Consider the following 26,643-nt stretch of genomic DNA (forward strand, 5'->3'; position numbering starts at 1 on the left):
GCCCAGCGCCGTCGAGATCGACCTCCCCGCCCCCGCCGCCAACCCCGAGCTGGCCGTTCTCATCGAAGGCACCCCGGACGACGCCACCCTGCGCGCCAACCGCCTGGCCGCCACCATCGGCACCGCCGCCCACGTGACCAGCACCGCCCCGGCCTGGTGGGGTCGCTACCCCTTTGGCGAGGGGGACATCGCTCTGCGGCTGACCATGCCTGTCACCGAGCTGCCCGCCGCCGTTCTCGCCTTGTCCGACGTGACCGGTCTTGCGGTGCCCCTGCGGGGGTCGACCGAGCGGGGAGCCTTGCACGCGGTCCTGCCCGGAACCATGACGGCTGGGCGGGTGGAGGGCATCTTGGACGCGGTACGAGGGGTGTTGCTGGCTCGTGGCGGTCGCTGCGTTGCCATCACCGCTCCACCGGAGATCAGCGGGGTCATCGACATGGCCCAGGCGCGCGATTTGTTCTGAGGCTGGGCTGCCTCAAACGGCCGTGGGGGTTGCTCGGTGCAGGGCGTCAGCGGCCAGGTGCCGTCCCAAATTGGCAAGGTTCCCCACCGCATACGTGAGGTACGCGAACTGCCCCATCTGTGCCACGTGGGTCAAGGCGAGCTGCCGCGCCGAAAGTCGCCGGGGCAGTAGCGGTGTACCGGCCCCGAGCATGACCGGCGCCACGGCCAGGATGACTTCGTCGAGCAGGCCCGCGTCGGCGAATTCGGCTACCAGGTCGCCGCCGCCGGCCAGCCAGACGTTCTTTCCCTGGGCGGCCACTGTCATGGCATGGTGCACGCGGGTGACGTCGCCGCTGACCATGAAGATGTTGGCGTCGGGCACCAGGGGGAGTTCACGGTGGGTGAACACCCAGCAGGGGGCGTCGCCGTACATCTCGTGCCAGTTCTCCGGCTCCTCGAGAACGTTGTCGTTCTTGAGGACCCATTCGTAGGTGGTCGCACCCATGGCGAACGCACCCACATTGGAGAAGAAGGCACCGAACGGGTTGTCGGTTCCTTCGTCGACCTCGAACAGCCATTCCAGCGAGTTGTCCGGGTCTGCGGTGTAGCCGTCGATGCTGGCCGCCGTGTAGTACTGAGTCGTCGCCACGACAAACACCATGCCAGAACGGCGGCGACAAAAAGGTCGGATCGGTCAGACCTGGTAGGTCAGGTACGCGAACTGGCCCACCTGGCGCACCTCCGTCAGCTTCACCTGCGACGACAGCAGGCGCCTGGGCAGCAGCGGCGCCCCGGCCCCGAGCGTCACGGGAGCCACCCCGAGGATCAGCTCATCGAGCAGCCCGGCATCCGCAAACGCCCCGGCCAGCTCGCCGCCACCGACGATCCACAGGTTCTTGCCGCCCGCGCGAGCCGTCATGTCGGCGTGCACCGGCCGTACGTCTCCCTGCGCGAAGGTCAGATCTGCCCCTGGGATCGGGTCCAGCTTGCGGTGCGCGAACACCCACGCCGGGGTGTCGCCGTAGTAGTTCTTCCACTTCAGCGGCTCGCCGAGCAGCCCCTCGTGCTCCAGCACCCACTCATACGTGGTTGCACCCATGGCGAACGCGCCGACGCCGGCGAAGAACTCGGCGAACGGGTTGCCGGGGCCGTCCTCGACCTGGAACAGCCAGTCGAGCGAATTGTCCGCATCAGCGATGAAGCCGTCGATGCTCGTCGCCGTGTAGTACTGGGTCTTCGCTGTCATCGGCTAAGCGTCGTTGCGCAGCACCAAAATAGCGATGTCGTCGCGGGGTTCTTCCACCGAAAAGTTAATGGTGGTGGACCGCAGCCGGGCAGCCATCACGTCGGCGGGGTAGCCGGCCAGCGGTATCGCGGCCTCGCGCAGCCGGCCGGTGCCGAACAGCTCGCGGCCGCGGCGGCGTTCCGTGACGCCATCGGTGTAGAAGATCAGCGAGTCGCCGGGATGCAGGGCCACCACCGCGTCGGGCGAGGAGATGCTCTCCAGCAGCCCGAGCGCGGTGCCGCCTTCGCCCACGAACGACGTCTTGCCGTCAGCGCGCACGAGCACCGCACGGTCGTGGCCGGCCAGGTGCAGGCACACCTCAAGGTCCTGATCTTTCTTGTGCACCGAGGCCATCGCCAGCGTGCAGTAGCGCCCGCCGCCGCGCTGGACCAGGGTGCGGTTGACCCGGCAGAGAATCTCGGACATCGGCTTGGCGTCGTCCACCAGGATCCGGATCACGTCGCGGACCAGGCCGGTGACCGTGGCGGCCTGCACGCCCTTGCCGGAGACGTCGCCGACCACCACGATCCAGCCGTCCCCGGAGGGCACCACGTCGTAGAAGTCGCCGCCCACCTCCGAGCCGGTCGGCACATATTCGGCCGCGAACCCGACCCCGTCCACGTGCGGAAGAGCCGGCGGCAACAGCGAGGCTTGCAGCGTACGAGCGACCTTGCGCCGTTCATCGTGAATCCGCGCATTGTCGATGGCCAAGGCGGCCCGGCGCGCCACGTCCTCCAGCACCGCGACCTCGTCGGCGTCGTGCCGGTGCCGCAGATGCCGGCCCACTGCCAGCGTGCCGAGGCGCTGCCCCCGGGCGACCAGCGGCACCGCGAAGCCCTCGGACGGCGCGCCGAACATCACCTGCTGACCCAGCCGCGACGCCTCCTCGAGCCGGGACAGGATCGAGTCGGGGCCGGTCTCGGACAGGGTGCCGTACAGCTCGTTGACGGCCGACTCGTCGGCGTGCGTGGCCGCCGAGAGCTGCAGCCGGCCCCACGCGTCGGTGGTGTGCACCGCGCACCACTGGCCGAGCCGGGGCACCACGAGCTGCGGGATCAGCGCCATCGTCAGGTTGACGTCCAGGCTCTGGGCGAGCAGCTCGCTGGCCTCGGCCAGGAAGGTCAGCCAGGTCTGCCGGCGCAGGTCGGTACGGCGCAGCCGGTCGTTCTCCAGGTGCAGCGACAGCCGCTCGGCGACGATCGTGGCCAGCGGCGGCGCATAGCCCTCGGGTGCGGCGTCCAGCTCCAGCTCACCCAGGTACGGATGGTGCAACGCCAGCGGCACCCGGATCGTGGCAGCGTCGTCGCGCGGGGCTCGGCCGTGCCGGGCGAGCACCTGGCGGCCGCTGCCATCACCGCGGTCGAGCCGGACCACCCCGCCGGTGGCGCCGGTGAGCCGGGCCAGCCGGGTCAGCAGCTCGGTGGCGAACTCGGCGAGCCCGTCCTCGGTGGCCCGGCCCGGTCCCACGTCCAGCAGCGCGGTCAGCTCGCCGACGCTCGGGGTGACCTCACCCTCGACCACCGGCAGGGTCGCCACCGTGGCCGACGGGGTGCCGCGCAGCTCCAGCCGGAACCAGACGCCCTTGCCGGTGCCCTCGTGCACGGTGCCCCAGCGGCTGGCGAAGTGATCCACGAGCAGCAGCCCACGGCCCCGCTCGGCCACCTCACCGATGTCCGTTTTTTCGTTTTTCGGGCCGACGGCGAGCTCCTCGACCGGCCCCGGCGCGAAGTCCGTCACGGTCACGGTCAGCCCGGTGGTGTCGGCGGCTACCTCCATGTCGAGCTCGGTGCCGGCGTGCACGACCGCGTTTGTCGACAGCTCGGTGGTCAGCAGCAAAGCCTCGTTGACCAGGGAATCCAGCCCGGCTTCCTCAAGCACCGAGCGGACCAGCGCGCGCGCCGCAGCGGGCGTGCGCCGATCGTTGGGTAGCCGGACGCGCCGCACCAGAGCGCCCGTTACCTGTCCCACCTCCACCGACACGCCTGCATCCTCCCCCGGCGGAGCCCCGATGTACAAAGCCGGATCTCGCAATGACCCGGGCGGGCGAGGGATGATGGAGCGCCAAGCCGTCGGATGAGCGAATGAGGACAGCATGACTGCGGCCAACGAGGTCACCGTCGGTCTGACCGAGGAGACCGCCCTGCTCGGCGAGGTTGCCGACGCCCTGCGCCGGGTTCGCCGGGGCGATCTCAAGGTGCGCCTGGCCCGGCGCACCGGGTCGTTCGGCGAACTCGTGGACGCGTTCAACGAGGTCGTATCGCTGCAGGAGCAGCAAAACCTGGACGTGCGCCGGATCAGCCGCACGGTCGGGCGCGAGGGCCGGCTCACCGAGCGCCTGGACGAGGAGGGGCTCGACGGCGCGTGGGCCGACAGCGTGCGCTCGGTCAACTCGCTGATCGACGACCTGGCCCGCCCGACCACGGAGATCTCCCGGGTCATCGTGGCGGTGGCCGACGGCGACCTGTCGCAGCACATGGCGCTCGAGATGGACGGGCGACCCCTGCGGGGTGAATTCCTGCGGATCGGCCGGACCGTGAACACGATGGTCGATCAGCTCTCCTCGTTCGCCGACGAGGTGACCCGGGTGGCCCGCGAGGTGGGCACCGAGGGCGAGCTGGGCGGGCAGGCCGACGTGCGGGGGGTGGCCGGGACCTGGAAGGACCTCACCGACTCGGTGAACACGATGGCCTCCAACCTGACCCACCAGGTGCGCTCGATCTCGCAGGTGGCGACCGCGATGGCCCGCGGCGACCTGTCGCAGAAGATCACCGTGGGGGCGCGCGGCGAGGTGGCCGAGCTGGCCGACACCATGAACGGGCTGACCGACACGCTGCGACTCTTTGCCGAGCAGGTGACGCGGGTGGCCCGGGAGGTGGGCACCGAAGGCAAGCTGGGCGGCCAGGCGGACGTACCGAATGTGGCAGGCACTTGGAAGGATCTCACCGACTCGGTGAATTCCATGGCCTCCAACCTGACCAGCCAGGTCCGTAACATCGCTCAGGTCTCCACCGCTGTCGCCAAGGGCGACCTGTCGCAGAAGATCACGGTTGCCGCGCAGGGCGAGATCCTGGAGCTCAAGGACACCGTCAACACGATGGTCGACCAGCTCTCGTCGTTCGCCGACGAGGTCACGCGGGTGGCGCGCGAGGTCGGCACGGAAGGCCGGTTGGGTGGTCAAGCCCAGGTCAGAGGCGTTTCGGGTACGTGGAGAGACCTCACCGAGAACGTCAACCAGCTCGCCGCCAACCTGACCAGCCAGGTCCGCAACATCGCGTCGGTCTCCACTGCCGTGGCCAAGGGCGACCTGTCGCAGAAGATCACTGTCGACGCGCGCGGTGAGATCGCCGAGCTGAAGAACACCGTGAACACCATGGTCGACCAGCTCTCGTCGTTCGCCGACGAGGTCACGCGGGTGGCGCGCGAGGTCGGTTCGGAGGGCAAGCTGGGCGGACAAGCCCAGGTCAAGGGCGTTTCGGGTACGTGGAGAGACCTCACCGACAATGTCAACTACATGGCGTCCAACCTGACCAGCCAGGTCCGCAACATCGCATCGGTCACCACCGCCGTGGCCAAGGGCGACCTGTCGCAGAAGATCACCGTTGACGCCCGCGGTGAGATCCTCGAACTGAAGTCGACCGTCAACACCATGGTCGATCAGTTGTCCTCGTTCGCCGACGAGGTGACCCGGGTGGCCCGCGAGGTCGGCACCGAGGGCAAGCTCGGCGGTCAGGCGCAGGTGCGTGGCGTCGCCGGTACGTGGCGCGACCTGACCGACAACGTCAACTCGATGGCCTCCAACCTCACCGCTCAGGTCCGCAACATCGCCCAGGTGTCCACCGCCGTGGCCCGCGGTGACCTGTCGCAGAAGATCACCGTCGACGCGCAGGGCGAGATCCTCGAGCTGAAGATGACCGTCAACACCATGGTCGATCAGTTGTCCTCGTTCGCCGACGAGGTGACCCGCGTGGCCCGCGAGGTCGGCTCGGAAGGCAAGCTCGGCGGCCAGGCGCAGGTACGCGGCGTCGCCGGCACCTGGCGCGACCTGACCGACAACGTCAACTACATGGCGTCCAACCTGACCGCCCAGGTCCGCAACATCGCCTCGGTCACCACGGCGGTGGCCAAGGGCGACATGTCGCAGAAGATCACCGTTGACGCCCGCGGCGAGATCCAGGAGCTCAAGGACACCGTCAACACGATGGTCGACCAGCTCTCCTCGTTCGCCACCGAGGTCACCCGGGTCGGCCGCGAGGTCGGCATCGAGGGCAAACTCGGCGGCCAGGCCGAGGTCAAGGGCGTCTCCGGCATCTGGCGCGACCTCACCGACAACGTCAACCAGCTCGCCTCCACGCTCACCACCCAACTGCGCGCGATCGCCGAGGTGTCCACCGCCGTGGCCCGCGGTGACCTGACCCAGAGCATCGCGGTCAAGGCGCAGGGCGAGGTCGCCGAGCTCAAGGACAACATCAACCAGATGATCGTGGCGCTGCGCGAGACCACCACCGCGAACGCCGAGCAGGGCTGGCTGGACTCCAACCTGGCCCGCATCGGCGGGCTGCTGCAGGGCCAGCGCGATCTCGGCGAGGTCTGCCGCATGATCATGACCGAGGTGACGCCCCTGGTGTACGCCCAGCTCGGCGCGTTCTTCCTGGTCGACAACGAGGAAGCGGTGCTGCGGCTGCAACTGTCGGCGTCGTACGGCTATGTCGCCCGCAACCACGAGGTGACCTTCGGGCCGGGCGAGGGGCTGGTCGGGCAGGCCGCGGTGTCGCGCCGGACCATCCGGGTGCGCGCCACCCACGACGGCGTGCTGACCATGCGCTCCGGGCTGATGTCGATGCCGCCGAACGACCTGGTCGTGCTGCCGGTGCTGTTCGAAGGCGAGATGCTCGGCGTGATCGAGTTCGCCTCGGTCGCCACGTTCTCCGGGCTGCACCTGACGTTCCTGGAGCGGCTGGTGGCCACGATCGGGGTCGCGCTCAACACCATTCAGGCCAACCGTCGTACCGAGGAACTGCTCTCGCAGTCGCAGCGCCTGGCCCGTGAGATGCAGGACCAATCCGCGGAGCTGCAGCGCACCAACGCCGAGCTGGAGGACAAGGCGCAGCTGCTCAGCGAGCAGAAGCACAACATCGAGACCAAGAACCGCGAGATCGAGCTGGCCCGCCTCGGCCTGGAGGAGAAGGCGCAGCAGCTATCGCGCGCGTCGGCCTACAAGACCGAGTTCCTGGCCAACATGAGCCACGAGTTGCGCACGCCGCTCAACTCGCTGCTGCTGCTGGCCCGGCTGCTGGCGGACAATCCGGAGAGAAACCTGACCGAGAAGCAGATCGAATTCGCTCGTACGATCCACAGCGCCGGTTCCGACCTGCTCTCCCTGATCGACGACATCCTCGACCTCAGCAAGATCGAGGCGGGCCGGATGGACGTCGAGCCGGACCAGGTCGACTTCGACGGCGTGCGCAGCTATGTCGAGCAGGCGTTCGCGCCGCAGGCCGAGGACAAGGGGCTCGAATTCCGGGTTGCGGTGTCGGCCGAGCTGCCCGACTCGATCGTCACCGACGAGCAGCGGCTGCAGCAGATCCTGCGCAACATGCTGAGCAACGCGGTCAAGTTCACCGACCACGGCTCGGTCACGCTGACCATCTACCCGGCGCCGGAGGACAGCTACTTCGACATCCCGGCGCTGGCCGCCGCCGAGCGGGTGGTGGCGTTCGCGGTCAGCGACACCGGCATCGGCATCTCCGACGAGAAGCTCAGCCTGATCTTCGAGGCGTTCCAGCAGGCCGACGGCACCACCAGCCGCAAGTACGGCGGCACCGGCCTGGGCCTGTCGATCAGCCGGGAGTTCGCCGCGCTGCTCGGCGGCACAATCGTGGTGTCCTCGGCGCCGGGCGAGGGCTCGACGTTCACCCTCTACATGCCCGATTCCCCGGTGCCCGGCGGCACATCGACGCCCACCCTGCCAGCGGTGCAGAGCCTGCCGCAGCTGATGCCCCCGGTGGAGACGCCGGTGTCGCCGCGCCCGGTGACGCTCAGCTCGCTGGACTTCCCGCTGATCACCGAGCAGCCCGAGCCCGAGCCGCACCCGGTCAGCGCGGCCGGCCGCCAGCTCGACGGCGCCACGGTGCTGATCGTGGACGACGACGTACGCAACGTGTTCGCCCTGACCAGCGCGCTGGAGATGCACGGGCTCAACGTGCTCTATTCCGACAACGGCGTGGACGGCGTGCGCCTGCTGGCCGAGCACCCCGAGGTCGACATCGTGCTGATGGACGCGATGATGCCCGACCAGGACGGCTACGAGACAACCCGGGGCATCCGCCGCAATCAGCGCTTCCAGGATCTGCCGGTAGTGTTCCTGACGGCCAAGGCGATGCCCGGCGACCGTGAGTCGGCCCTGGCGGCGGGGGCGAGTGACTACATCACCAAGCCCGTCGACTTGGACCAGCTCATCGAGCTCATGGCCCGCTGGGTGAACGCGTCGGACAGGTCGGGGACGGAGAAAGAGCGTGGCTGAGAAGGCCAAGGCCCTGCTGGTCGATGACCGGCGGGACAATTTGCTCGCCCTGGAAGCGATTCTGCAGGGCCTGCCCGTGCAAGCGGTAGCCGTGGAAAGCGGCGAGGCGGCGCTCAAGCAGCTACTCGTCGACGACTTCGCGGTGATCCTGCTCGACGCGCAGATGCCCAACATGGACGGCTTCGAGACCGCCGGGCACATCAAACGCCGCGAACGTACCCGGCATGTCCCGATCTTGTTCCTCACCGCCGCCGACCGCGACGCCCAGCTTGCGTTGCGTGGCTACGCGGTCGGCGCTGTCGACTACCTGACCAAGCCGTTCGACCCGTGGGTGCTGCGCGCCAAGGTCTCCATCTTTGTGGAGCTGTGGACCAAGACCCAGCAGCTCAAGGCGCAGGCCGAGGCAACCCGCGAACGCGACAGCCAATGGCAGCGCCTGACCGAACTGGTCGACGAGGCAGCCCGCACCCTGCGCGCCGGCGGCGACAACGCCCCCGCCGAGGCCCTGGACCTGCTGGAGAAGGCCCGCTGGGGTTCCTGAGCTCGGGCGGCCTCAGGCGGTGGAGGAGATCATCAGGGCCGAGCGAAGGCCGGTGATGTCCAGCACGCGCATCAGGAAGTCGCCGACGTTGGCCAGGGCGAGCACCGCGCGGGCGTGCTGGGCCTTGCGGCTGAGCACCACCAGCGTGCCGAGGCCCTGGGAGTCGCAGAAAGTGACGCCGGCCATGTCCAGCACGATGCGGGTCGGCGGATCGGCCAGGATGTCGTTGACCATGGCGGTCAGCTGCGTCACCGTAGACACGTCGATTTCCCCGGCGAGGTGGAAGATGGCCTCGTCGGGAGCGTGCTCCACCGCAATCGACAGCTCCGGGCGCTCCACCCCGTCACCCTATCGCGGGCCGCCCGATCCGGCCTGCGGGGCGCTCCGAGCGGGGCGGGAACGGCTATCGATCGTGACTTAGCCAACCGGTGCCGGGGCTGACCTGACGTACCCATACCTGCGCTGCCAGAATGAGAAGCGTTGTGACGACCTCATACCGCGCCGAGGGCACTCCCTACTCGGAGGACGCCCCGGCTTCCCAGGCACTGTTCGACCGCGCCAAGACGATCATTCCCGGCGGGGTCAATTCACCCGTGCGTGCGTTCCGGGCCGTCGGCGGGGCGCCGCGGTTCATGGAGCGCGGCACCGGAGCGTGGCTGTTCGACGCCGATGGGCGCCGCTATGTGGATCTGGTCTGCTCGTGGGGCCCGCTGATCCATGGCCAGGCTCACCCCGAGATCATCGCCGCGGTCCAGGCCGCCGCCGCCCACGGCACCAGCTTCGGCACGCCCACCGCGGGCGAGGTCGAGCTGGCCGAGGAGATCGTCCGGCGCACCCCGGTCGAGCAGGTGCGCCTGGTCAACTCGGGCACCGAAGCGACCATGACCGCGATCCGGCTGGCCCGGGGCTACACCGGCCGCTCCAAGATCGTGAAGTTCGCGGGTTGCTATCACGGTCATGTCGACGCGCTGCTGGCCGCGGCCGGGTCCGGCGTGGCCACGCTGGGCCTGCCCGACTCGCCCGGCGTCACCGGTGCGGCGGCCAGCGAGACCATCGTGCTGCCGTACAACGACGTGGCCGCGGTGGAAGCCGTGTTCGCCGAGCAGGACGACATCGCCGCGGTTATCACCGAGGCGGCGGCGGGCAACATGGGCGTGGTGGCCCCGCGTGACGGGTTCAACCAGCGGCTGGCCGGGATTGCCCACGCGAATGGCGCCCTGCTGATCGTCGACGAGGTCATGACCGGGTTCCGGGTGTCGGCGGGCGGCTGGGCCGGGCTCGATCCGGTGGATGCCGACCTGTTCACGTACGGCAAGGTCATGGGTGGGGGTCTGCCCGCCGCGGCCTTCGGGGGCCGCACCGAGATCATGTCGCGCCTGGCGCCGGCCGGTCCGGTCTATCAGGCCGGCACGCTGTCGGGTAACCCGCTGGCCTGCGCGGCCGGGCTGGCCAGCCTGCGCCTGGCCGACGCCGGGGCCTACCAGCGGCTCGACGAGCTGTCGCAGACCGTGGGCTCGCTGGCTTCGCAGGCGTTGAGCGCGGCGGGGGTGGTGCACCGGTTGTCGTACGCGGGCAACATGTTCTCGATCTTCTTCACCGGCACCGACGTCGTGGACTACGACTCGGCCCGCACGCAGGATGCCGCTGCGTTCAAGGCGTTCTTCCACGAAATGCTCGCGCACGGTGTCTATCTGCCGCCGAGCGCGTTCGAATCGTGGTTCATGTCGACGGCGCTGGACGACGACGCCCTGGAGATCATCGGTGCGGCGCTGCCCAAGGCGGCCGCTGCGGCGGCGAGGAGCGCACAAGCATGACCGAAGTGACCCGGACGACCGTGCACGTGCTGCGGCATGGTGAGGTCTTCAACCCGGCGAAGATCCTGTACGGCCGCCTGCCCGACTTCCACCTGTCCGAGCTGGGCCGGCAGATGGCCAAGGCCGCGTCGGAGCACGTCGCCGACCGCGACATCACCCATGTGGTGTCCAGCCCGCTCGAACGCGCGCAGGAGACCGCGGAGCCGTTCGCCGCGCACTTCAAGCTCGAGACGGCCACCGACACCCGGCTGATTGAGAGCGCCAACTTCTTCGAGGGCAAGAACGTCTCGGTCGGCGACGGCGCGTTCAGCAACCCGCGCAACTGGTGGGTGCTGCGCGACCCGGTCACGCCGAGCTGGGGCGAGCCCTACCTGGTCATCGCGCAGCGGATGTACGCCGCGCTGCAGGCGGCCAGGGTTGCCGCCGAGGGCCACGAGGCGCTCTGCGTGTCGCACCAGTTGCCGATCTGGACGCTGCGGCGCTACGTCGAGAAGAAGCGCCTCTGGCACGACCCGCGCAAGCGGCAGTGCGGACTGGCCAGCCTCACCTCGTTCCGCTTCGAGGGTTCCAAGGTGGTCGGCATCGATTACGCCGAGCCGGCCGCGGCCCTGATTGCGATGTCGCCCAGCGCGCGGACCGCCAAGGGAGCCTGAGCCATGCGCCGCCTCGTCACCGCCGGGCTGACCGCGATCGTCGCGGCCGGGGCTCTGGCCGGCTGCGGCAGCAGCAAGAGCTGGGAAAAGAACTGCACGACGGGTGAGAACGACGTCGTCACCTGCACGCCGGAGCAGCGCCCGGACGCCCGCGCGGTGACCGGTGACCTGCTCGACGGCGGCACCTACGACGTGGGGAACGACCGCGGCAAGGTGGTGGTGGTCAACTTCTGGGGATCGTGGTGCAACCCGTGCCGGGCCGAAGCCGACGACCTCGAAGAGACCTACCAGGCGACCAAGGCCAGCAACGTCACGTTCGTCGGCGTGAACGTCCGCGATGACCGCGACGGCGCCACGGCCTTCGAGCGCACGCACGGGGTCACCTACCCGAGCATCTACGACCCGGACGGCGCGGTGGCGCTCAAGTTCGACGTCACCCAGGTCACCACGCCGGCCACGCTGATCCTCGACCGGCAGGGTCGCATCGCCGCCGCTCTGCGCCGCTCGACCAAGGTGGAGGAGCTGCGCCCGCTGGTGGAGAAGATCGCCGCGGAGGAGGCCAACTGATGGGCGACTCCTTCGCCGAGGTGGCCAAGACCGGTCCGCTGCTGCTGGCCGTGCTGGTGGCTGCGGTGGCCGGCCTGGTCAGCTTCCTGTCGCCGTGCGTGCTGCCGCTGGTGCCCGGCTACCTCTCCTATGTGACCGGTCTGGCCGGCTCGGACCTCGACGACTCGCGGGCCGCCGCCTCGGTCAAGACCCGGGTCAAGGGCCGCATCCTGGCCGGCACCAGCCTGTTCGTGCTCGGCTTCGCCGTCGTCTTCACGCTGATCTCCACGCTGGTCGCCAACATCGGCATGACCATGCTGACCCATAAGCGGACCCTCGACGTCGTGCTCGGTGTCCTGGTCATCGTGCTGGGGCTGGCCTTCCTCGGGCTCGTGCCCGGCATGCAGCGCGAGGTGCGCATCCACAAGCTGCCCAACGCCGGGCTGATCGGCGCGCCGGTGTTCGGGGCGCTGTTCGCGCTCTCCTGGATGCCCTGCGTCGGCCCGACTCTGGGCGCGGTGCTCACCCTGGCCACCCGTTCCGGCGAGACCAACCGCGCGGTGATCCTGGCGCTGGCCTACAGCCTCGGGCTCGGCGTGCCGTTCGTGCTGTTCGGGCTCTTCTTCCGCCGGCTGCTCGGGGTGTTCAAGGCGATCCGGCGCAACAGCCGCTGGGTCACCCGCATCGGCGGCGGCCTGCTCATCGTGGTCGGCATCGCGCTGGTCAGCGGCGGCTGGAACAGCTTCCTGATCTGGTTGCTGACCACGTTCAACTTCGACTCGGGGACGCTGTTGTGACCGTCGTCGAGGAACGCCCCGCCGCGCCTGCCGCGCCCCCGCCGCGCCGGTCCAACCGGGCCTGGGCGTTGCTGCGCAACTCGTGGCGGCAGCTGACCAGCATGCGTACCGCGTTGGTGCTGCTCTTCCTGCTCGCCGTCGCTGCGATTCCCGGCTCGGTGCTGCCGCAGCGCCCGGTATCCCCGGAGAAGGTCACCGCCTACTACGCCGAGCACCCTTCCCTCGCGCCGAAGCTGGACAACCTGGGCGGCTTCAACGTCTACGCCTCGGCCTGGTTCGCGGCGATCTATCTGCTGCTGTTCGTGTCGCTGATCGGCTGCGTGACACCTCGGCTAGCCGACCATTTCCGGGCGCTGCGCACCGTACCCCCGGATGCTCCTCGGCGCCTGGAGCGACTGCCACAGCATGCGAAGGCAACCGAGCGAGCCGACGACCCGGCTGTTGCGGCGCAAGCGGCGGCCACGCTGCTGCGCAGGCGACGCTTCCGGACCAAGGTGCGCGAAGGCGAGGACGGCAGTTGGACGGTCTCGGCGGAAAAGGGCTACCTCAAAGAGACCGGCAACCTGCTCTTCCACATCGCGATGCTCACGGTGCTGATCGGGGTGGGCATCGGTCACTGGTACGGCTGGCACGGCAACCGCATCCTCGTCGAGGGTAATGACCAGGGCTTCTGCAACTCGGTAGCGCAGTACGACGAATCCACGCTCGGTCCCCGGGTGGACGCGGCCGACCTGCCGTTCTTCTGCCTGCGACTGACCGGTTTCCAGGCCTCGTTCCAGGACAACGGTCAGCCCAAGGACTTCAACGCCGACGTCGACGTGCAGACCGAGCAGGACGGTCCGTGGCGCGACGGGCACTTCACGGTCAACTACCCGCTGCGGCTGCCGGAGGCCAGCGTCCACCTGCTCGGCCACGGCTACGCGGTGCAGTTGCGCTTCACCGACCGCTACGGTCAGCAGCAGACCAAGCTGGTGCCGTTCCTGCCCCGCGACGGCGCGTTCACCAGTGAGGGAGTCGCGTCGTTCCCGGACGTCAACATCGACCCCAGGACCAACAAGCGCGACGTCAACCTGCAGGTCGGCTTCGAAGGCGTGTACGTACCCACCGTCGACCCCAACGGCGGCGCTGCCTCGGTGTACCCGGCCGAGAACGACCCGGCCCTGTTCCTCACCGCCTACCGCGGTGACCTGGGCGTCGAGGTCGGCAACCCGGGCTCGGTGTACGCGCTCGACCAGGGCCAGATCGCCAACGGCGAGCTCAAGAAGGTCGGCGGCGACCGCCCGCAACGCCTCGCCAAGGGCCAGTCCTACACCCTGGACGACGGTACGAAGGTGGAGTTCCTGGGTACCCGCCCGTTCGCCACCCTGGCGATCCGCCACGACCCGGCGTCGCTGTACGTGCTGATCGGCGCGGTCGTCGGTTTGCTGGGTCTGATGTTGTCGCTGGGCGGGCACCGGCGCAGGATGTGGTTCCGGATTACGCCCCGTGGTGGGTCCGGTAGTTTGGTAGAGGCCGGTGGCCTGCCCCGCACCGACTATCCGGGCTTCGAGACGGAGTTCGGTGAACTCGTGGGGGCCGCGCGCGGTCCGGATGGAGGGACGCCGTAATGGCGGAGTTGTCGAACCAGTTGATGGCCGTCACGGTGCTGGCCTACCTGGCCGCGATGGTCCTGTACGCCGCCGAGTACGCCTTCGGCAACAAGAGCCACATCGGCCGCGCCGCCCAGCGACCGGCCCGCCAGCTCGTCGGTGCCGGCGCCCCGGTCCTTCCGCCCGAGGACGTCGTAGTCGAGGCCGCGCCGCCCCGCGACCGCGCTGCCCTGCTGGGTCAGATCGGTGTCGGGCTCAACTGGCTGGCCTTCGCCCTGCACCTGGGCACGGTCATCACCCGCGGCATTGCGGCGCACCGCATGCCCTGGGGCAACATGTACGAGTTCACGCTCACCGTCACCCTGGTCGGCTCGGCCGTGTGGATCGGCGTGCTGACCCGTCGCCCCGCCCTGCGCCACCTCGGGCTGTTCGCCACGCTGGCGCTCGTGGCCCTGCTCGGACTGGTCGGACTGGTCGCCTACGCCCCGGTCGGCCCGCTGGTGCCCGCGCTCAACTCCTACTGGTTCATCATCCACGTGTCGTCGATCATTCTGGCCAGCGGCATCCTGCTGATCGGTGTGGTGCCCGCGGCGATGTTCCTGGTCCGCTCGGGCTACGACAGCGGCAAGCGCGGCTTCCCGTACTCGCTGGGTGCCAAGGTCCCCGCGGCTGCCGCGCTGGAACGCCTGACCTTCCGCCTGCACGCCTTCGCCTTCCCGCTGTTCACCTTTGGTGCGCTCATCGCCGGCCCGATCTGGGCCGAGGCATCGTGGGGCCGCTACTGGAACTGGGACCCCAAGGAAGTCTGGGCGTTCATCTCGTTCATCGTCTACGCCGGCTACCTGCACGCACGCGCGACGCCCAGCATCAAGCGCAGCACGGCGACGTGGATCGCCATCCTCGGCTTCGCCACCATGCTGATGAATCTCTTCGGCGTGAACCTCTTCTTCGGCGGCCTGCACTCCTACGCCAACGCCGGCGGCGAGTAAGCACTCTCAGCCGTTAACGGCAGTCCCCAGCCGACCACGTATCGAAGTGCGTCTTCCACCTGAGGCAGAAGTTGCTGGCGCGTTCCTGGGACACATCGCCGGTCAGCGTCGACACGTCCTCGCGCCAATACCGGGACTGCCCACTCCCGGCCTGCCTGAGCTGCACGTTGTCAACCGTTACCGGCGGGATCTGGACCCGGGTGGCGCGGCGGGAGTCGACGTGGACTTCGACGTACTGCTCGATGTAGGCGCCGGAGCCCAACGCTAGCTTTTGCGCGGTCAGCAGGTTCCAGCGGTTGTTCCACCAGAGCCACGCCTGCCAGATGTTGTCGCCGTCGGTGTGCACGTCCAGCCAGACCTGGTCGCCGGCCTTGATCTTGTACTGGTCGTAGAACTGCCAGGTGTTCGTGTTGGTGTTGTACGTGTAGATGAGCTGGCGGCCCTGCCCGGCCCAGCCTGTCTCGGCCCAGCCGGCTTCGAGCCAGGCGATGCGACCGCCGCCCAGGTCGCGCTTGGCCATGAAACGGCTGGCTACGAAGTCGTACGTGTTGGCGCGCACATTGCTGTTCACGACCTCGAGGCGGCCCGCGACGCCGCTCCACGTGTTGGCCGTGCCCGCGCCCAGGTGGTGGTAGCCGCTCGGGGTGGCCGACGCTCCGCGCGACTTCACCGGCGACGTCTTGCGCACCTGACCGAGTCTGACGCCGGAAGACGAAACAGGCTTACCTGCGCGGCAAATGTGACCCTTCAAGGTGGGCCGAGAAGACGGCCGCGAGGTAGGCGCCTTCGCCGAAGAACCCGAAGAGCCCGAACCCGAAGAACCCGGTGAGCCGCAAGCGGGATCGGCCGAAGCGAGCGCCGGGGAGGCGAGTCCGACGGTTGCGACCAGGCTGGAGAGGGCGCACCATCGCGCCAGGGACCGGAGAGCCACGCTGGCTCAACGCAAGAGACGATCTTCATGTAACGGGTTGCCCCGGGGGAGTGCAAGACTGGGGGCATGGCGCCGAAGTTCCCGTACCACGATCTGCAGAGCTTCATCTCGGCCCTGGAAGCGGCGGGTGAGCTGCGCCGGGTCCGCGTGCCGGTGGATCCCACGCTGGAGATCAGCGAGATCGTGACCCGGACCGTGCGCGCCGATGGTCCCGCCCTCCTCTTCGAGCGGCCTACGCGCGGTGAGATGCCGGTGGTCATCAATCTTTTCGGTACGGAAAAACGCATGGCCCTGGCCTTCGGCGTGGATTCGCTGGACGAGATCGGGGATCGGATCGGCTCGCTGATCAAGCCCGACCTGCCCGTCGGCTGGTCCGGTATCCGCGAGGGCCTCGGCAAGGTGCTGCAACTCAAGTCGATCCCGCCGAAGAAGGTGAAGACCGCGCCCTGCCAGGAGGTCGTGCTCAAGGGCGACGACGTCGACCTGAACCTGCTGCCGGGGCTGCAGGTGTGGCCGGACGACGGCGGCATCTTCCACAACTTCGGGCTGACCCACACCAAGCACCCGGAGACCGGCAAGCGCAACCTCGGGCTCTATCGCCTGCAGCAGCACTCCCGCAACACCCTGGGCATGCACTGGCAGATCCACAAGGACTCGACAGCCCACCACGCGGTGGCCGAGCGGCTGGGGCAGCGGCTGCCGGTGGCTGTGGCGATCGGCTGCGATCCGGTGGTGAGCTATTCGGCGAGCGCGCCGCTGCCGGGTGACATCGACGAATACTTGTTCGCCGGGTTCCTGCGCGGGGAGCGCGTCGAGATGGTCGACTGCCTGACCGTGCCGCTGCAGGTGCCGGCCGAGGCGCAAATCGTGCTGGAGGGCTACCTGGAGCCCGGGGAGCGAGCCCCGGAGGGGCCGTTCGGCGACCACACCGGCTTCTACACCCCGGTCGAGCCGTTCCCGGTGCTGCACATCGAGACCATGACCATGCGCAAGCAGCCGGTCTACCACTCGATCGTCACCTCCAAGCCGCCGCAGGAGGACCACGGGCTGGGCAAGGCCACCGAGCGAATCTTCCTGCCGCTGCTGCGCATGATGATCCCGGACATCGTCGACTACGACATGCCGGCCGCCGGGGTGTTCCACAACTGCGTCATCGTGTCGATCCGCAAGCGCTTCCCCAAGCACGCGCAGAAGGTCATGAACGCGATCTGGGGCGCGCACCTGATGTCGCTGTCCAAGCTCATCGTGGTGGTCGACGAGGACTGCGACGTCCACGACTACTCCGACGTGGCGTTCCGGGCGTTCGGCAACGTCGACTACGACCGCGACCTGCTGGTCACCCAGGGGCCCGTGGACCACCTGGACCACGCCTCCTATCAGCAGTTCTGGGGCGGTAAGGCGGGCATCGACGCCACCCGTAAGCTGCCCGGCGAGGGGTATACGCGCGGCTGGCCCGAGGAGATGACGATGTCGCCCGAGGTGAGCGCCCTGGTGGACAAGCGCTGGAAGGAATACGGCATATGACAGCGGTGGCGTCCGCGCCGGAGAAGCCTGGCAAGGTCAAAGCGTTCCTGCGGCTGGTGGCCATCGAGCACTCGGTCTTCGCGCTGCCCTTCGCCTACCTGTCGGCGCTGGTCGCGATGGATCGCACCGGCACCGGCGTGCACTGGGTGGATCTGCTGCTCGTCACGCTCGCCATGGTGTCCGGGCGCACCTTCGCGATGGCGGCCAACCGGATTCTTGACCGCAAGATTGACGCGCTGAACCCCCGTACCCGTAATCGCGAACTTGTCACCGGGGCCGTGAGCGTGCGGACGGCCTGGACCGGCGCCGTGGTCTCGTTGATCGTGCTGTTCGTGGCCGCGGGCCTGCTCAACTGGCTCTGCCTGGTGCTGTCGCCGCTAGCCGTGATCCCGCTGATCATCTATCCCTACGCCAAGCGGTTCACGAACTTCCCGCACTACGTGCTGGCGCTGGCCCAGGCAGTCGCGCCGGTCGGCGCTTGGATCGCGATTACGGGTACGTTCACAGGTTCCGGACCTGCCTGGCTCCTCGGCGTCGCCGTCGGCCTGTGGATCGGCGGCTTCGACATCATCTACGCCTGCCAGGACGTGGACATCGACCGCGAGATCGGCGTGCACTCGACCCCGGCGCGCTTCGGTGTGCGGACCGCGTTGCACATCTCCACGGTCACCCACGTGATCACGTTCGCGCTGTTCGTCTGGTTCGGCCAGCTCGTCGGTTTGGGTTGGCTGTGGTGGGTGGGCCTGGCCCTGACTGCTGTCGCCTTCGCCTACCAGCACATCGTGGTGACCCCGCACGACCTGTCCAAGGTCAACCGGGCGTTCTTCACGGCGAACGGCTTCGTCGGCATCGCGCTGTTCCTGTTCGCGCTCCTCGACCTCATTCTTTTGTAACCTTCCGGCGCCCGCCGTCCGTCTAGTTGCTGTGGGCGACAGAGACGCGGAGTTCAGAGACTTCGTCACCGCGCAGATGGAGCCGCTGCGCGGACTCGCCTACCTCACGTGCGGCGACTGGCAGGCGGCCGAGGACGCGGTTCTCGCCGCGCTGGCGAAGCTGTACGTGAAGTGGCGGCGCATCGACAACCACGGTGCGTATGCGCGCACCGCGGTGGGCCCCGAAGGAACCGTCAAGAGCGCCACCTCCCGGGGTCGGCGGCCACCCGCTGATCGTGGGGCATGCTTGAGGCATGCGCACCCCGTGGATCGCCGGCGTCTCAGGAGCCTCCGGTACGCCTTACGCCAAGGCCGTGCTGACCGGGCTGCTGGACGCCGGTGAGGCGGTTGACCTGGTCATCTCCAAGGCGGCCCGGCTCACCCTGCTCGACGAGACCGGGGCGAGCGTCCGCGACGCGCACTGGAAGGACGACGTGGCCGGCTGGCTCGGGCGCGATCTCGGCTCGGCCGACCTGACGTACTGGCCGGCCGGGGACATCGCAGCCGGGCCGAGTAGCGGTTCGTACCCGGCCAAGGGCATGGTGGTGGTGCCCGCGAGCACGGCATCGTGTGCGGGCATCGCCATCGGCCTGTCCAAGGACCTGCTGCAGCGCGCCGCCGAGGTCAACCTCAAGGAGCGCCGCCGTACGGTCATCGTGCCGCGCGAAACCCCGGTGACCCGCAGCCACCTGGAGCACCTGATCGCGTTGCACGATGCCGGGGCCGTGGTGCTGCCCGCGTCGCCCGGCTTCTACGGCGCCGGCTCGGATGCGACCGCGCAGCAGCTCGTCGACTTCGTGGCCGGCAAGGTGCTGGACGCGCTCGGCGTCCAGCACGACCTCTTCAAACGGTGGCGCGGCGTGCTGGGCAGCGGTTCCTCAGCGTAGGCCGTTGGGCGGGCCGTAGCCCGGTCCCGGGTTTGACGGTCCGGCGTTGCGAGGACGGTTGTTGGCGTCGTCCTCACGCATCTCCTCAACCACGCCCGAACCCTCGCCCTCGAGCAGCGCCCGCACCTCCGACTCGCGGAACCGGCGGTGGCCACCCGGAGTCCGGATGCTGCCGATGCGGCCCGCTGCGGCCCAGCGCGTCACTGTCTTGGGGTCGACCCGGAAGAGCGCGGCAACCTCCCCGGGCGTCAGCAGTCGATCTCCTGTGTCCACGGCCCTCTCCTCGCGTCGTGTTGGAGCGCCGTTGGTCACAGTGAGTGTCGGCGTGCTCGATCGGGACGTAAAGCCATTAGAGCATCGGGCAAAACAGCAAGTCGCTGAAATGCGGAAAAAGCCCCGATTGCGACGTTGACCATTATCCTGGCCGCCCCGGACCGTCGCGGTCCGCTACCGGCTGTGACGCCCCGGAGGGCGCCGACTAGCCTTTGACGACATGGACGCCATCGACCTGCGCCTGATTGACCTGTTGCGGGACAACGCTCGCTCCTCATACGCCGAGCTGGCCCGCCAGGTGGGTTTGTCCGCCCCGGCCGTGCACGAGCGGGTCGGCAAATTGGAGACGGCCGGCGCCATCCGGGCGTACCGGGCCGAGGTCGAGCCGGAAACGATCGGGCTGGGCGTGACGGCGCTGATCGGCATCGTGGAGGACTCCGGGGCCGACACCGATGACGTGCTCGCCGCGCTGCGGGTGATGCCCGAGGTCGAGTCGTGCTACTTCATGGCGGGCGTGGAGTCGTACCAGTTGACCGTGCGGGTCGGCACGATCGCCGAGCTGGAGCAACTGATCGTGCGGATCAACCGGACGCCGGGGGTGGCCTCCACCCGTACGGCCATCGCCCTGTCCACGAAGTGGGAGAACCGCCCGCAGCCCGGACGCGAGGTCGCCTGATGCCGCACTTCGAGCGCTGTGACCCGGCCGCCCGCGACTGGGCCCGCGACGCCATCGCCCTGGTCGAGGCCGACGCCAACCGCTCCGCCGACACCCACCTGCTGCCGTTCCCGTTGCCGGCGTCGTGGGGCATCGACCTCTACCTCAAGGACGAGTCCTCGCACCCCACCGGCTCGCTCAAGCACCGCCTGGCCCGATCGCTTTTCCTGTACGCCCTCTGCAACGGCTGGATCGGCCCGGGCACGCCGGTGGTCGAGGCGTCGTCGGGCAGCACCGCGGTCAGTGAGGCGTACTTCGCCCGGATGCTGGGGCTGGAGTTCATCGCCGTCATGCCGGCCGCCACCTCGCCGGAGAAGATCTCGCTGATCGAGTTCCAGGGTGGCAAGTGCCACCTCGTCGACGACCCCACCGCCGTGGTCGCCACCGCCCGCGACCTCGCGGTGCAGCTCGACGGGCACTTCATGGACCAGTTCACGTACGCCGAACGGGCCACCGACTGGCGCGGCAACAACAACATCGCCGAGTCGATCTACGCGCAGCTCGGGCTCGAACGCCACCCCGAACCGGCGTGGATCGTGGTGGGTGCGGGGACCGGCGGCACCAGCGCCACGATCGGTCGCTATGCCCGTTATCGCCGGTTCGCCACGCGACTGTGTGTTGTCGATCCCGAGGGGTCCGCGTTTTGGCCGGCGTACCAGAATCACGATTGGCAGCACTGCACCGGCCGCGGCTCGCGCATCGAGGGCATCGGGCGCCCCCGCGTCGAACCGTCCTTCCAGCCAGCGGTGGTCGATCGCATGATCCAGGTTCCCGACGCGGCGTCGCTGGCGGCCATGCGCGCGGGCTCGGCAGTGCTCGGCCGCCGGGTCGGCGGAAGCACCGGCACCAACCTGTGGGGCGCGTTCGGCCTGATCGCGGAGATGCGCGAACGCGGGGAGCACGGCTCGGTGGTCACGCTGATCTGCGACGGCGGCGAACGGTACGCCGACACTTACTACTCCGACGCCTGGGTCGCCGCGCAGGGCCTGGACCTGACCGGGCCGGCCGCCACCGTCAGCGCCTTCCTGTCCCGCGGGATCTGGCCAGGGGACGCCTAGTTATCCATTTCCGTGGGAGGATCGTCGCGCAAAGGGATTCACGTTCGAGGAGCAACCCGTGCCCGACGGCGACGACGTCACCCATCCGCCGGCCCCGCCGGCTGCTCCTCCTGCGATCCCGCATCAGCGCGGCTACCGCGGCCCGATCGAGCTGCACGAACTGCCGCCGGGCGCGCTGACCTCGTACCCCCGGAAAAGTCGCCGGGCCTTGCTGGTCAACGGCATTCTTGCCCTCGTCGCCGCCCTTGCCCTGGCCGGAGGCGCGGTCTACGTCGTGGGCCACAGGACGCTGTCGACTCCCACCGAAGCCGCCGCCGCGCCGGCCAAGAAGTTGCCCGGAACCCCGTTCGAAGCCGTGCTCGCCGCCCTCAAGGTGCAGTCGAATGCGTTGCTCAAGAACGATGAGAAGGGCTGGCTCGCCGCCGTCGATCCCGGGCAGCCCAAGCTGCTGGCGCACTACCAGTCGGTGTTCACCTCGCTGCGTGCGCTGGGCGTGACTTCGTTCGACTACAAGCTCCACTCCGATGACTACAGCAGCACCAAGGCGATGGGGTTGATCGCCGATCTGAGCTACTGCTTCACCGACAACCCGTGCCCGACCGGCAAGGATGACCGGCCCAAGACCAAGCAGAAGCTCAAGGTCAAGGTGGTCCGGGGCAAGTGGGTGATCACCGCCTCGACGACCAAGAAGAGCGAGGACGACCTGCAGCCGGCGCCGTGGGAGAACGGCGATCTGGTCTTCGCCAAGGGCAAGCGGGTCACGCTGGTCGCTCAGGCCAGCGAGAAGAAGTACTTCGCCGAGCTGCTACCAGTGGCCGAGGCCGCTGCGGCCGTGAACGACCGTTTCGCCACCCTGGTCAACAACCCTCAGAAGCGCTACCGCGTCTATCTGGCCGGCAAAAAGCAGTGGCAGACGTGGTACGGCGGCATGTCCGACAAATGGGTCGTCGGCTTCGCCTCCCCGTTGAACAAGGCCGGCATGGACGTGGTGCTCAACATGCCGGCGCTCAAGAATGAGCCGCGCCTGCTGCGGACCACCATCCAGCACGAACTCGGCCACGTGGTCACCCTCGGCGCCTCCCACAGCGAGGACAACGGCACCGGCGACATGTGGCTCGAAGAGGGCGTCGCCGAGTACATCGGCTGGTATCCGCAACCCGCCACCGCCAGTTGGCGCCGCCAATCCGTGCATGCCCTGTTCGCCGGCAGTCACCGCCCCAAGTCCATCGCCGTCCGTGCCCTGGGTTCCGACGCCCGGATGGAAGAAGGCGACAGCTTCTATGGCTTCGGCCACTTCGCCGCCGACTGCATGGCCAAGAAATACGGGCAGGGCGCCTTGTTCACCTTCGTCCGCCTCTACCTGCGCGAGGACAAAGACCTCGACGCCGCCGCCCGCCAGGCATTCGGCCAGTCGTTCAGCGCTGTCGACCGCACCTGTCTGGCCTACATCCGCTCAAGGGCCTAAACCATTCGGGACAGACCAGGATATTCCCGTACGAACCCGGCGCCGTCGACGCTTAGGTCGGCGCTGAACGTCTCACTGGCGTACCGCACCTGGTTGTCGCCCAGCGCGGTGTAGATCTGGTCAGCCTGAACAACTTCGAGGCTGGGGACGAGCACCCACACCGCGCTGATCCGATGCGCCACTCCGGCGCCGGCGTCGAGCAGGCCCAAGCGGCGAATCGGCAACGTGTTTGTCAGTGACGACCCGGCCAGGTCAACGTCGTAGGCCCCGACGAGCAGATCCGGATCCTCGGTCCCGGGCAGCCCGGCCCCGGCATGCCCAGCGGCGCTCAGCGCAGCATCCAGGTCACCGCGCTCGGAGGTGGTAGCCCGCCACCGCCCGTCCTCGGCCGACAGCCTGAGTGACCGGGACCAGCCGCCACCCTCGGTGGTGACCTCCAGCGTGGTGGTCACCCAATTGGCGTCGGTCTTGAGCTCGTACTTCGCCGTGTACGCGAGGGGATCCACGGCCACGACCGTGCCGCGAGCGGTCAAGCCGGCGCTGGCGTCGAGCAGAGCATGCTCGGCGCCCTTGGTGTCTCGGCGCTCCCAGAACAGCGAGGTGGGCAATTCAGCCATGATGGCGACCCTACCCGCTTCGCTGAGCTTCTTCTCCAACGCACAGGGCCCCGGCGCATCGCCGGGGCCCTGTGGATAACTCTGTGGATTAGTGCGTTACCGCAGCTCAGTGCGTGTGCGCCGGCCGTCCGGACTGGAAGCGGCCGTTACCCTGCTCGCGGCGGTCGTTGCGGGCAGGCTCGCGGTGGAAGCCACCGGGGCGGTCGCCGAAGTTGCGAGCCGAACGGTCGCCGAAGCCACGGTCGCCCCGCGGGCGGTCGCGGTCACCGAACGTGCGGTCGCCCGCCGGACGGTCACCGTAGGACCGCTGCGGCCGGTCACCGTAGCCACCACGGTCGCTGCTGCCGCCACGGTCGCCGCCACGGTCACGGTCGCCGTAGCCACCACGGTCGCTGCTGCGGTTGCGGTCGCCATAGCTGCCACGGTCGCGGTCGCCGAAGCTGCTGCGCTCCCGGTCGCCGGAGCCACCACGCTGCGGGCGGTCGCCGAAGGAGCGGTCGCCGTAGCCACCACGGTCGCCGAAGCCACCGCGGTCGCCACCCCGCGGGCGGTCGCCGTAGCCACCACGCTGCGGGCGGTCGCCGAACCGGCGGGAACGGTCACCGCGCTCACGACGCGGCTCCGGCTCCGGCTTCACGGGGATGCCGCTGGGCTCGCGGGCACCGGTGACCTCGGCCAGCTTCTCGTCGCCCAGGCGCACCCGGATTTCGGCCGGTGCGACGCCGGCCTTCTGCATCATGGCCTGCGTGCTGCGCCGCTGCTTGGGCAGCACCAGCGTCACGACCGCGCCGGACTCGCCCGCCCGGGCCGTACGACCGGCGCGGTGCAGGTAGTCCTTGGGGTCCTTCGGCGGGTCCACGTGCACAACCAGCGAGATGCCGTCGACGTGGATGCCGCGGGCGGCGACGTCGGTGGCGACCAACACGTTGGTCCGGCCTTCCTTGAACTCGGCCAGCGTGCGGGTACGTACCCGCTGAGTCTTTCCGCCGTGCAGTGCCCCGGCCCGCACACCCACCGCCGCAAGCTGCTCGACCAGCCGGTCCACGCCCATCTGGGTGCGGGCGAACACGATGGTCTTGCCGTCGCGGTTGGCGATCCACGAGGTGATCGGGAACTTGTCGTGCGGCGGGATCAGCAGCAGGTGGTGATCCATGGTGGAGACGCTGGCCTCGGCCGGAGCCGTGGAGTGCGTCACCGGGTCGGTCATGAACCGCTTGACCAGGGTGTCGACGTCGCCGTCGAGGGTGGCCGAGAAGAGCAGACGCTGGGCGTTGGCCGGGGTCTTGGCGAGCAGCTCGGTGACCTCGGGCAGGAAGCCCATGTCGGCCATCTGGTCGGCCTCGTCCAGGACGGTGACCTCGACGCTGTCCAGCTTGCAGGCACCACGCTCGATCAGGTCGCCGAGGCGGCCCGGGGTGGCGACGATGACCTCAACGCCGCGGCGCAGCGCGTCCATCTGACGGTCGTACGGCACGCCGCCGACAGCGGTTTTGAGGAAGACGCCGACCGAGCGGCCGAGCGGCATGAGCGCGTCGGCGACCTGCATCGCCAGCTCGCGGGTCGGCACCAGGATCAGGGCCTTGGGGTGGTGCGGAAGGGCGCGGCCACCCTGCGCAACGCGGGCGAGCACCGGCAGACCGAAGGCCAGGGTCTTACCCGAGCCGGTCTGGCCACGGCCGAGCACGTCCCGGCCGGCGAGGGCGTCGGGCATCGTGGCGGCCTGGATTTCGAACGGCGCGGTGATGCCCTCGCGGTTGAGCACGCGGACGAGCTCGTTGGGCAGGCCCAGGTCGGCGAAGCTCTTGGTGGCCTCGACGATCACGGCGTCGGCCGGGTCTTCGGCGATGGCCACGGCCTCGACCTGTGCGGGCTCGGCCAGCGCGGTCTCGGGCTCGGCGGCGGCCGTTTCAGTGGCGGCTGTCTCAGTGGCAGCCGTTTCGGGGGTGGCCGTTTCGGTGGCCGGCGTTTCGGGGGTCACAGCCTCTTCAAAAACGGACGGAAACGTGCTGGGGTCAGCGAAAGTGGTCAAGAGAACCTCTCTACGGGGGCGCATGCTCGCGAATAGCCCGCCGCTGCTTCCTGAAGCCCGACGCTGAAATGCCCGCAAGAACGCCCGAGGCGCGCACGTTGTCGGCGCGCCAGGTCAATTACTGTCATCAGTGTACGGGTCAACGTCCTGGACGCCGCCCGCATTCCGCGCCGGTAGTGGGCTGACTCACCCTCGGCGCAACCTCGCCAGCTTAGGGGGCGAGGAGCGCCCCGACAACCTAGTCGGAGAAAACTCCACCGATCATGTTGCTGAAAGCGTCGCCGACGGTGAACAGGAACACCAGGCTGACCCCCACCAGCACCAGCAGCACGATGAGCATCGCCACGACCACCTTGACGTTGCTCTTGCGCTGCGTCTCGGGGTGATCACGCCAGCCCTGGGCCAGGATGTGCCCGGTCAGCGAACCGGAATTCTCCACCGCGCTGGTGGTCATGGGCATGGTCATGTCCGAGGCGGCGTAGTCGGCCAGCCCGCCGTACACGCCCGCATCCCCGCGCTGCTGAGGTACGGCGCCGTGCTGTCCGGAACCCGACCCGTACGTCGTAGCCCCCGCGGAGGGGACGCCACCCGGAGCACCCGGCTGACCAAAAGGCTGCCGACTGCCACCCGAAGCGCCTACCCCAAACGGCATCGTCAGGTCGGAAGCCCGCGCCGCCGCGGACGGAATCGCCACCGTGTGATCCGAACCGGACGGCGGAAGCACAGAGGTTCGATCCGAGTCGGCGTTCTGCGCGGCGGTCAACTGTGACCAAGCGGCAGCGGTCTCATCCGGCGTCGGCACCGAGTTCCGGTTCGGCGGCGTAGAGATCGGCTTGGGCGGCGTGGAGACCGGTCGGCTGGCCGGCGTAGCGGAAAACGGCATCGTGGCGTCACTACCCATGGAAGGCATCGTGTACGAAGGTAGCCCCGATCCCGGGCTCCGGCTGTCCCGGCCACCCCCGTTTCCGCTGCTGGCGATGACGGGCGGTGCGGGGAAAGGCGGCTGCGGGATGGGGGAAGGGCCGGGGCCTGGG

Annotated in this window: 24 protein-coding genes and 1 pseudogene; 16 read left to right on the top strand and 9 right to left on the bottom strand. The window is 68.9% G+C overall.

Annotated features, from left to right (window positions below):
- A pseudogene (locus TFC3_RS38960) lies at positions 1 to 463 on the top strand (FAD-binding oxidoreductase); the annotation flags it as partial.
- A gap of 12 nt (positions 464 to 475) precedes the next feature.
- Here TFC3_RS38960 and TFC3_RS01285 read toward each other — a convergent pair.
- The 3 genes from TFC3_RS01285 to TFC3_RS01295 are packed head-to-tail and all read right to left on the bottom strand — an operon-like array spanning position 476 to position 3,709.
- The gene (locus TFC3_RS01285) at positions 476 to 1,105 is read right to left on the bottom strand and encodes a dihydrofolate reductase family protein (RefSeq protein ID WP_067494439.1); all 630 of its coding nucleotides are present in this window, start codon (positions 1,103 to 1,105) and stop codon (positions 476 to 478) included.
- A gap of 33 nt (positions 1,106 to 1,138) precedes the next feature.
- Positions 1,139 to 1,690 carry a dihydrofolate reductase family protein gene (locus TFC3_RS01290; RefSeq protein ID WP_067494442.1) on the bottom strand — a complete coding sequence of 184 codons (552 nt, stop codon included), beginning with the start codon at positions 1,688 to 1,690 and terminating at the stop codon, positions 1,139 to 1,141.
- A gap of 3 nt (positions 1,691 to 1,693) precedes the next feature.
- Positions 1,694 to 3,709, bottom strand: a complete 2,016-nt coding sequence (locus TFC3_RS01295; protein ID WP_067494445.1) for a SpoIIE family protein phosphatase — start codon at positions 3,707 to 3,709, stop codon at positions 1,694 to 1,696.
- Between the two features lie 112 nt (positions 3,710 to 3,821).
- Between TFC3_RS01295 and TFC3_RS01300 the strand changes: the two genes are divergently transcribed.
- Positions 3,822 to 8,249, top strand: coding sequence for a HAMP domain-containing protein (locus tag TFC3_RS01300; RefSeq protein WP_067494448.1), 4,428 nt, complete (start codon positions 3,822 to 3,824; stop codon positions 8,247 to 8,249).
- Positions 8,242 to 8,790: a two-component system response regulator gene (locus tag TFC3_RS01305; protein WP_067494451.1), complete on the top strand. Its 549-nt coding sequence runs from the start codon at positions 8,242 to 8,244 to the stop codon at positions 8,788 to 8,790. Before TFC3_RS01300 ends, TFC3_RS01305 begins: the two co-directional genes overlap by 8 nt.
- Before the next feature lie 12 nt (positions 8,791 to 8,802).
- Here TFC3_RS01305 and TFC3_RS01310 read toward each other — a convergent pair whose 3' ends face one another.
- On the bottom strand, positions 8,803 to 9,129 hold the full coding sequence (locus TFC3_RS01310) for an STAS domain-containing protein (protein WP_067494454.1): 327 nt from the start codon (positions 9,127 to 9,129) through the stop codon (positions 8,803 to 8,805).
- Between the two features lie 131 nt (positions 9,130 to 9,260).
- Here TFC3_RS01310 and hemL point away from each other — a divergent pair, with 131 nt between their 5' ends.
- The 6 genes from hemL to ccsB are packed head-to-tail and all read left to right on the top strand — an operon-like array spanning position 9,261 to position 15,178.
- A complete protein-coding gene (hemL, locus tag TFC3_RS01315; protein ID WP_067494456.1) occupies positions 9,261 to 10,604 on the top strand; it encodes a glutamate-1-semialdehyde 2,1-aminomutase in 1,344 nt (447 codons plus the stop codon).
- A complete protein-coding gene (locus tag TFC3_RS01320) occupies positions 10,601 to 11,257 on the top strand; it encodes a histidine phosphatase family protein (protein WP_067494459.1) in 657 nt (218 codons plus the stop codon). The genes hemL and TFC3_RS01320 overlap by 4 nt, the downstream gene beginning before the upstream one ends.
- A 3-nt stretch (positions 11,258 to 11,260) precedes the next feature.
- Positions 11,261 to 11,824: a TlpA disulfide reductase family protein gene (locus TFC3_RS01325; RefSeq protein WP_067494462.1), complete on the top strand. Its 564-nt coding sequence runs from the start codon at positions 11,261 to 11,263 to the stop codon at positions 11,822 to 11,824.
- Entirely contained in the window at positions 11,824 to 12,600 is a 777-nt protein-coding gene (locus TFC3_RS01330; RefSeq protein ID WP_067494468.1) for a cytochrome c biogenesis CcdA family protein, read from the top strand. Before TFC3_RS01325 ends, TFC3_RS01330 begins: the two co-directional genes overlap by 1 nt.
- Positions 12,597 to 14,207, top strand: coding sequence for a cytochrome c biogenesis protein ResB (locus tag TFC3_RS01335; protein WP_067494470.1), 1,611 nt, complete (start codon positions 12,597 to 12,599; stop codon positions 14,205 to 14,207). The genes TFC3_RS01330 and TFC3_RS01335 overlap by 4 nt, the downstream gene beginning before the upstream one ends.
- On the top strand, positions 14,207 to 15,178 hold the full coding sequence (gene ccsB / locus TFC3_RS01340) for a c-type cytochrome biogenesis protein CcsB (RefSeq protein WP_067494473.1): 972 nt from the start codon (positions 14,207 to 14,209) through the stop codon (positions 15,176 to 15,178). Before TFC3_RS01335 ends, ccsB begins: the two co-directional genes overlap by 1 nt.
- 13 nt (positions 15,179 to 15,191) lie before the next feature.
- Here ccsB and TFC3_RS01345 read toward each other — a convergent pair whose 3' ends face one another.
- Entirely contained in the window at positions 15,192 to 15,866 is a 675-nt protein-coding gene (locus TFC3_RS01345; RefSeq protein WP_236717927.1) for a hypothetical protein, read from the bottom strand.
- A 309-nt stretch (positions 15,867 to 16,175) separates the two neighbouring features.
- On the opposite strand from TFC3_RS01345, the gene TFC3_RS01350 reads away from it, so the two are divergent.
- From TFC3_RS01350 to TFC3_RS01360, 3 genes are all read left to right on the top strand, one after another.
- Positions 16,176 to 17,633 (top strand): menaquinone biosynthesis decarboxylase, encoded by a 1,458-nt coding sequence (locus TFC3_RS01350; RefSeq protein WP_067494476.1) that lies wholly within the window; start codon positions 16,176 to 16,178, stop codon positions 17,631 to 17,633.
- A complete protein-coding gene (gene mqnP, locus TFC3_RS01355; protein ID WP_067494478.1) occupies positions 17,630 to 18,526 on the top strand; it encodes a menaquinone biosynthesis prenyltransferase MqnP in 897 nt (298 codons plus the stop codon). The genes TFC3_RS01350 and mqnP overlap by 4 nt, the downstream gene beginning before the upstream one ends.
- Before the next feature lie 293 nt (positions 18,527 to 18,819).
- Positions 18,820 to 19,452, top strand: coding sequence for a UbiX family flavin prenyltransferase (locus tag TFC3_RS01360; protein WP_067494481.1), 633 nt, complete (start codon positions 18,820 to 18,822; stop codon positions 19,450 to 19,452).
- Here the strand turns inward: TFC3_RS01360 and TFC3_RS01365 are convergent.
- The gene (locus tag TFC3_RS01365) at positions 19,444 to 19,725 is read right to left on the bottom strand and encodes a BldC family transcriptional regulator (protein ID WP_067494483.1); all 282 of its coding nucleotides are present in this window, start codon (positions 19,723 to 19,725) and stop codon (positions 19,444 to 19,446) included. The two genes, TFC3_RS01360 and TFC3_RS01365, sit on opposite strands and share 9 nt — an antisense overlap.
- Before the next feature lie 220 nt (positions 19,726 to 19,945).
- On the opposite strand from TFC3_RS01365, the gene TFC3_RS01370 reads away from it, so the two are divergent.
- From TFC3_RS01370 to TFC3_RS01380, 3 genes are read left to right on the top strand one after another with little or no spacing between them, the layout of a single operon-like run.
- Positions 19,946 to 20,401, top strand: a complete 456-nt coding sequence (locus tag TFC3_RS01370; RefSeq protein WP_067494487.1) for an Lrp/AsnC family transcriptional regulator — start codon at positions 19,946 to 19,948, stop codon at positions 20,399 to 20,401.
- Positions 20,401 to 21,498: a PLP-dependent cysteine synthase family protein gene (locus tag TFC3_RS01375; protein WP_067494490.1), complete on the top strand. Its 1,098-nt coding sequence runs from the start codon at positions 20,401 to 20,403 to the stop codon at positions 21,496 to 21,498. The genes TFC3_RS01370 and TFC3_RS01375 overlap by 1 nt, the downstream gene beginning before the upstream one ends.
- A 58-nt stretch (positions 21,499 to 21,556) precedes the next feature.
- Positions 21,557 to 22,963 (top strand): hypothetical protein, encoded by a 1,407-nt coding sequence (locus TFC3_RS01380; protein WP_067494493.1) that lies wholly within the window; start codon positions 21,557 to 21,559, stop codon positions 22,961 to 22,963.
- Here TFC3_RS01380 and TFC3_RS01385 read toward each other — a convergent pair.
- From TFC3_RS01385 to TFC3_RS01395, 3 genes are all read right to left on the bottom strand, one after another.
- Positions 22,960 to 23,580, bottom strand: a complete 621-nt coding sequence (locus tag TFC3_RS01385; protein WP_173745288.1) for a putative glycolipid-binding domain-containing protein — start codon at positions 23,578 to 23,580, stop codon at positions 22,960 to 22,962. The two genes, TFC3_RS01380 and TFC3_RS01385, sit on opposite strands and share 4 nt — an antisense overlap.
- A gap of 106 nt (positions 23,581 to 23,686) precedes the next feature.
- Positions 23,687 to 25,609 (bottom strand): DEAD/DEAH box helicase, encoded by a 1,923-nt coding sequence (locus TFC3_RS01390; RefSeq protein ID WP_369819554.1) that lies wholly within the window; start codon positions 25,607 to 25,609, stop codon positions 23,687 to 23,689.
- A gap of 238 nt (positions 25,610 to 25,847) precedes the next feature.
- Positions 25,848 to 26,111: a hypothetical protein gene (locus TFC3_RS01395; protein WP_236717928.1), complete on the bottom strand. Its 264-nt coding sequence runs from the start codon at positions 26,109 to 26,111 to the stop codon at positions 25,848 to 25,850.
- A gap of 331 nt (positions 26,112 to 26,442) precedes the next feature.
- Between TFC3_RS01395 and TFC3_RS38970 the strand changes: the two genes are divergently transcribed.
- Positions 26,443 to 26,643: hypothetical protein (locus TFC3_RS38970; RefSeq protein WP_236717929.1), on the top strand; the 201-nt coding region annotated here is incomplete at its 3' end.

Origin of the sequence: Actinoplanes sp. TFC3, from assembly GCF_001553785.1 — a bacterium.
Lineage (GTDB): Bacteria > Actinomycetota > Actinomycetes > Mycobacteriales > Micromonosporaceae > Actinoplanes.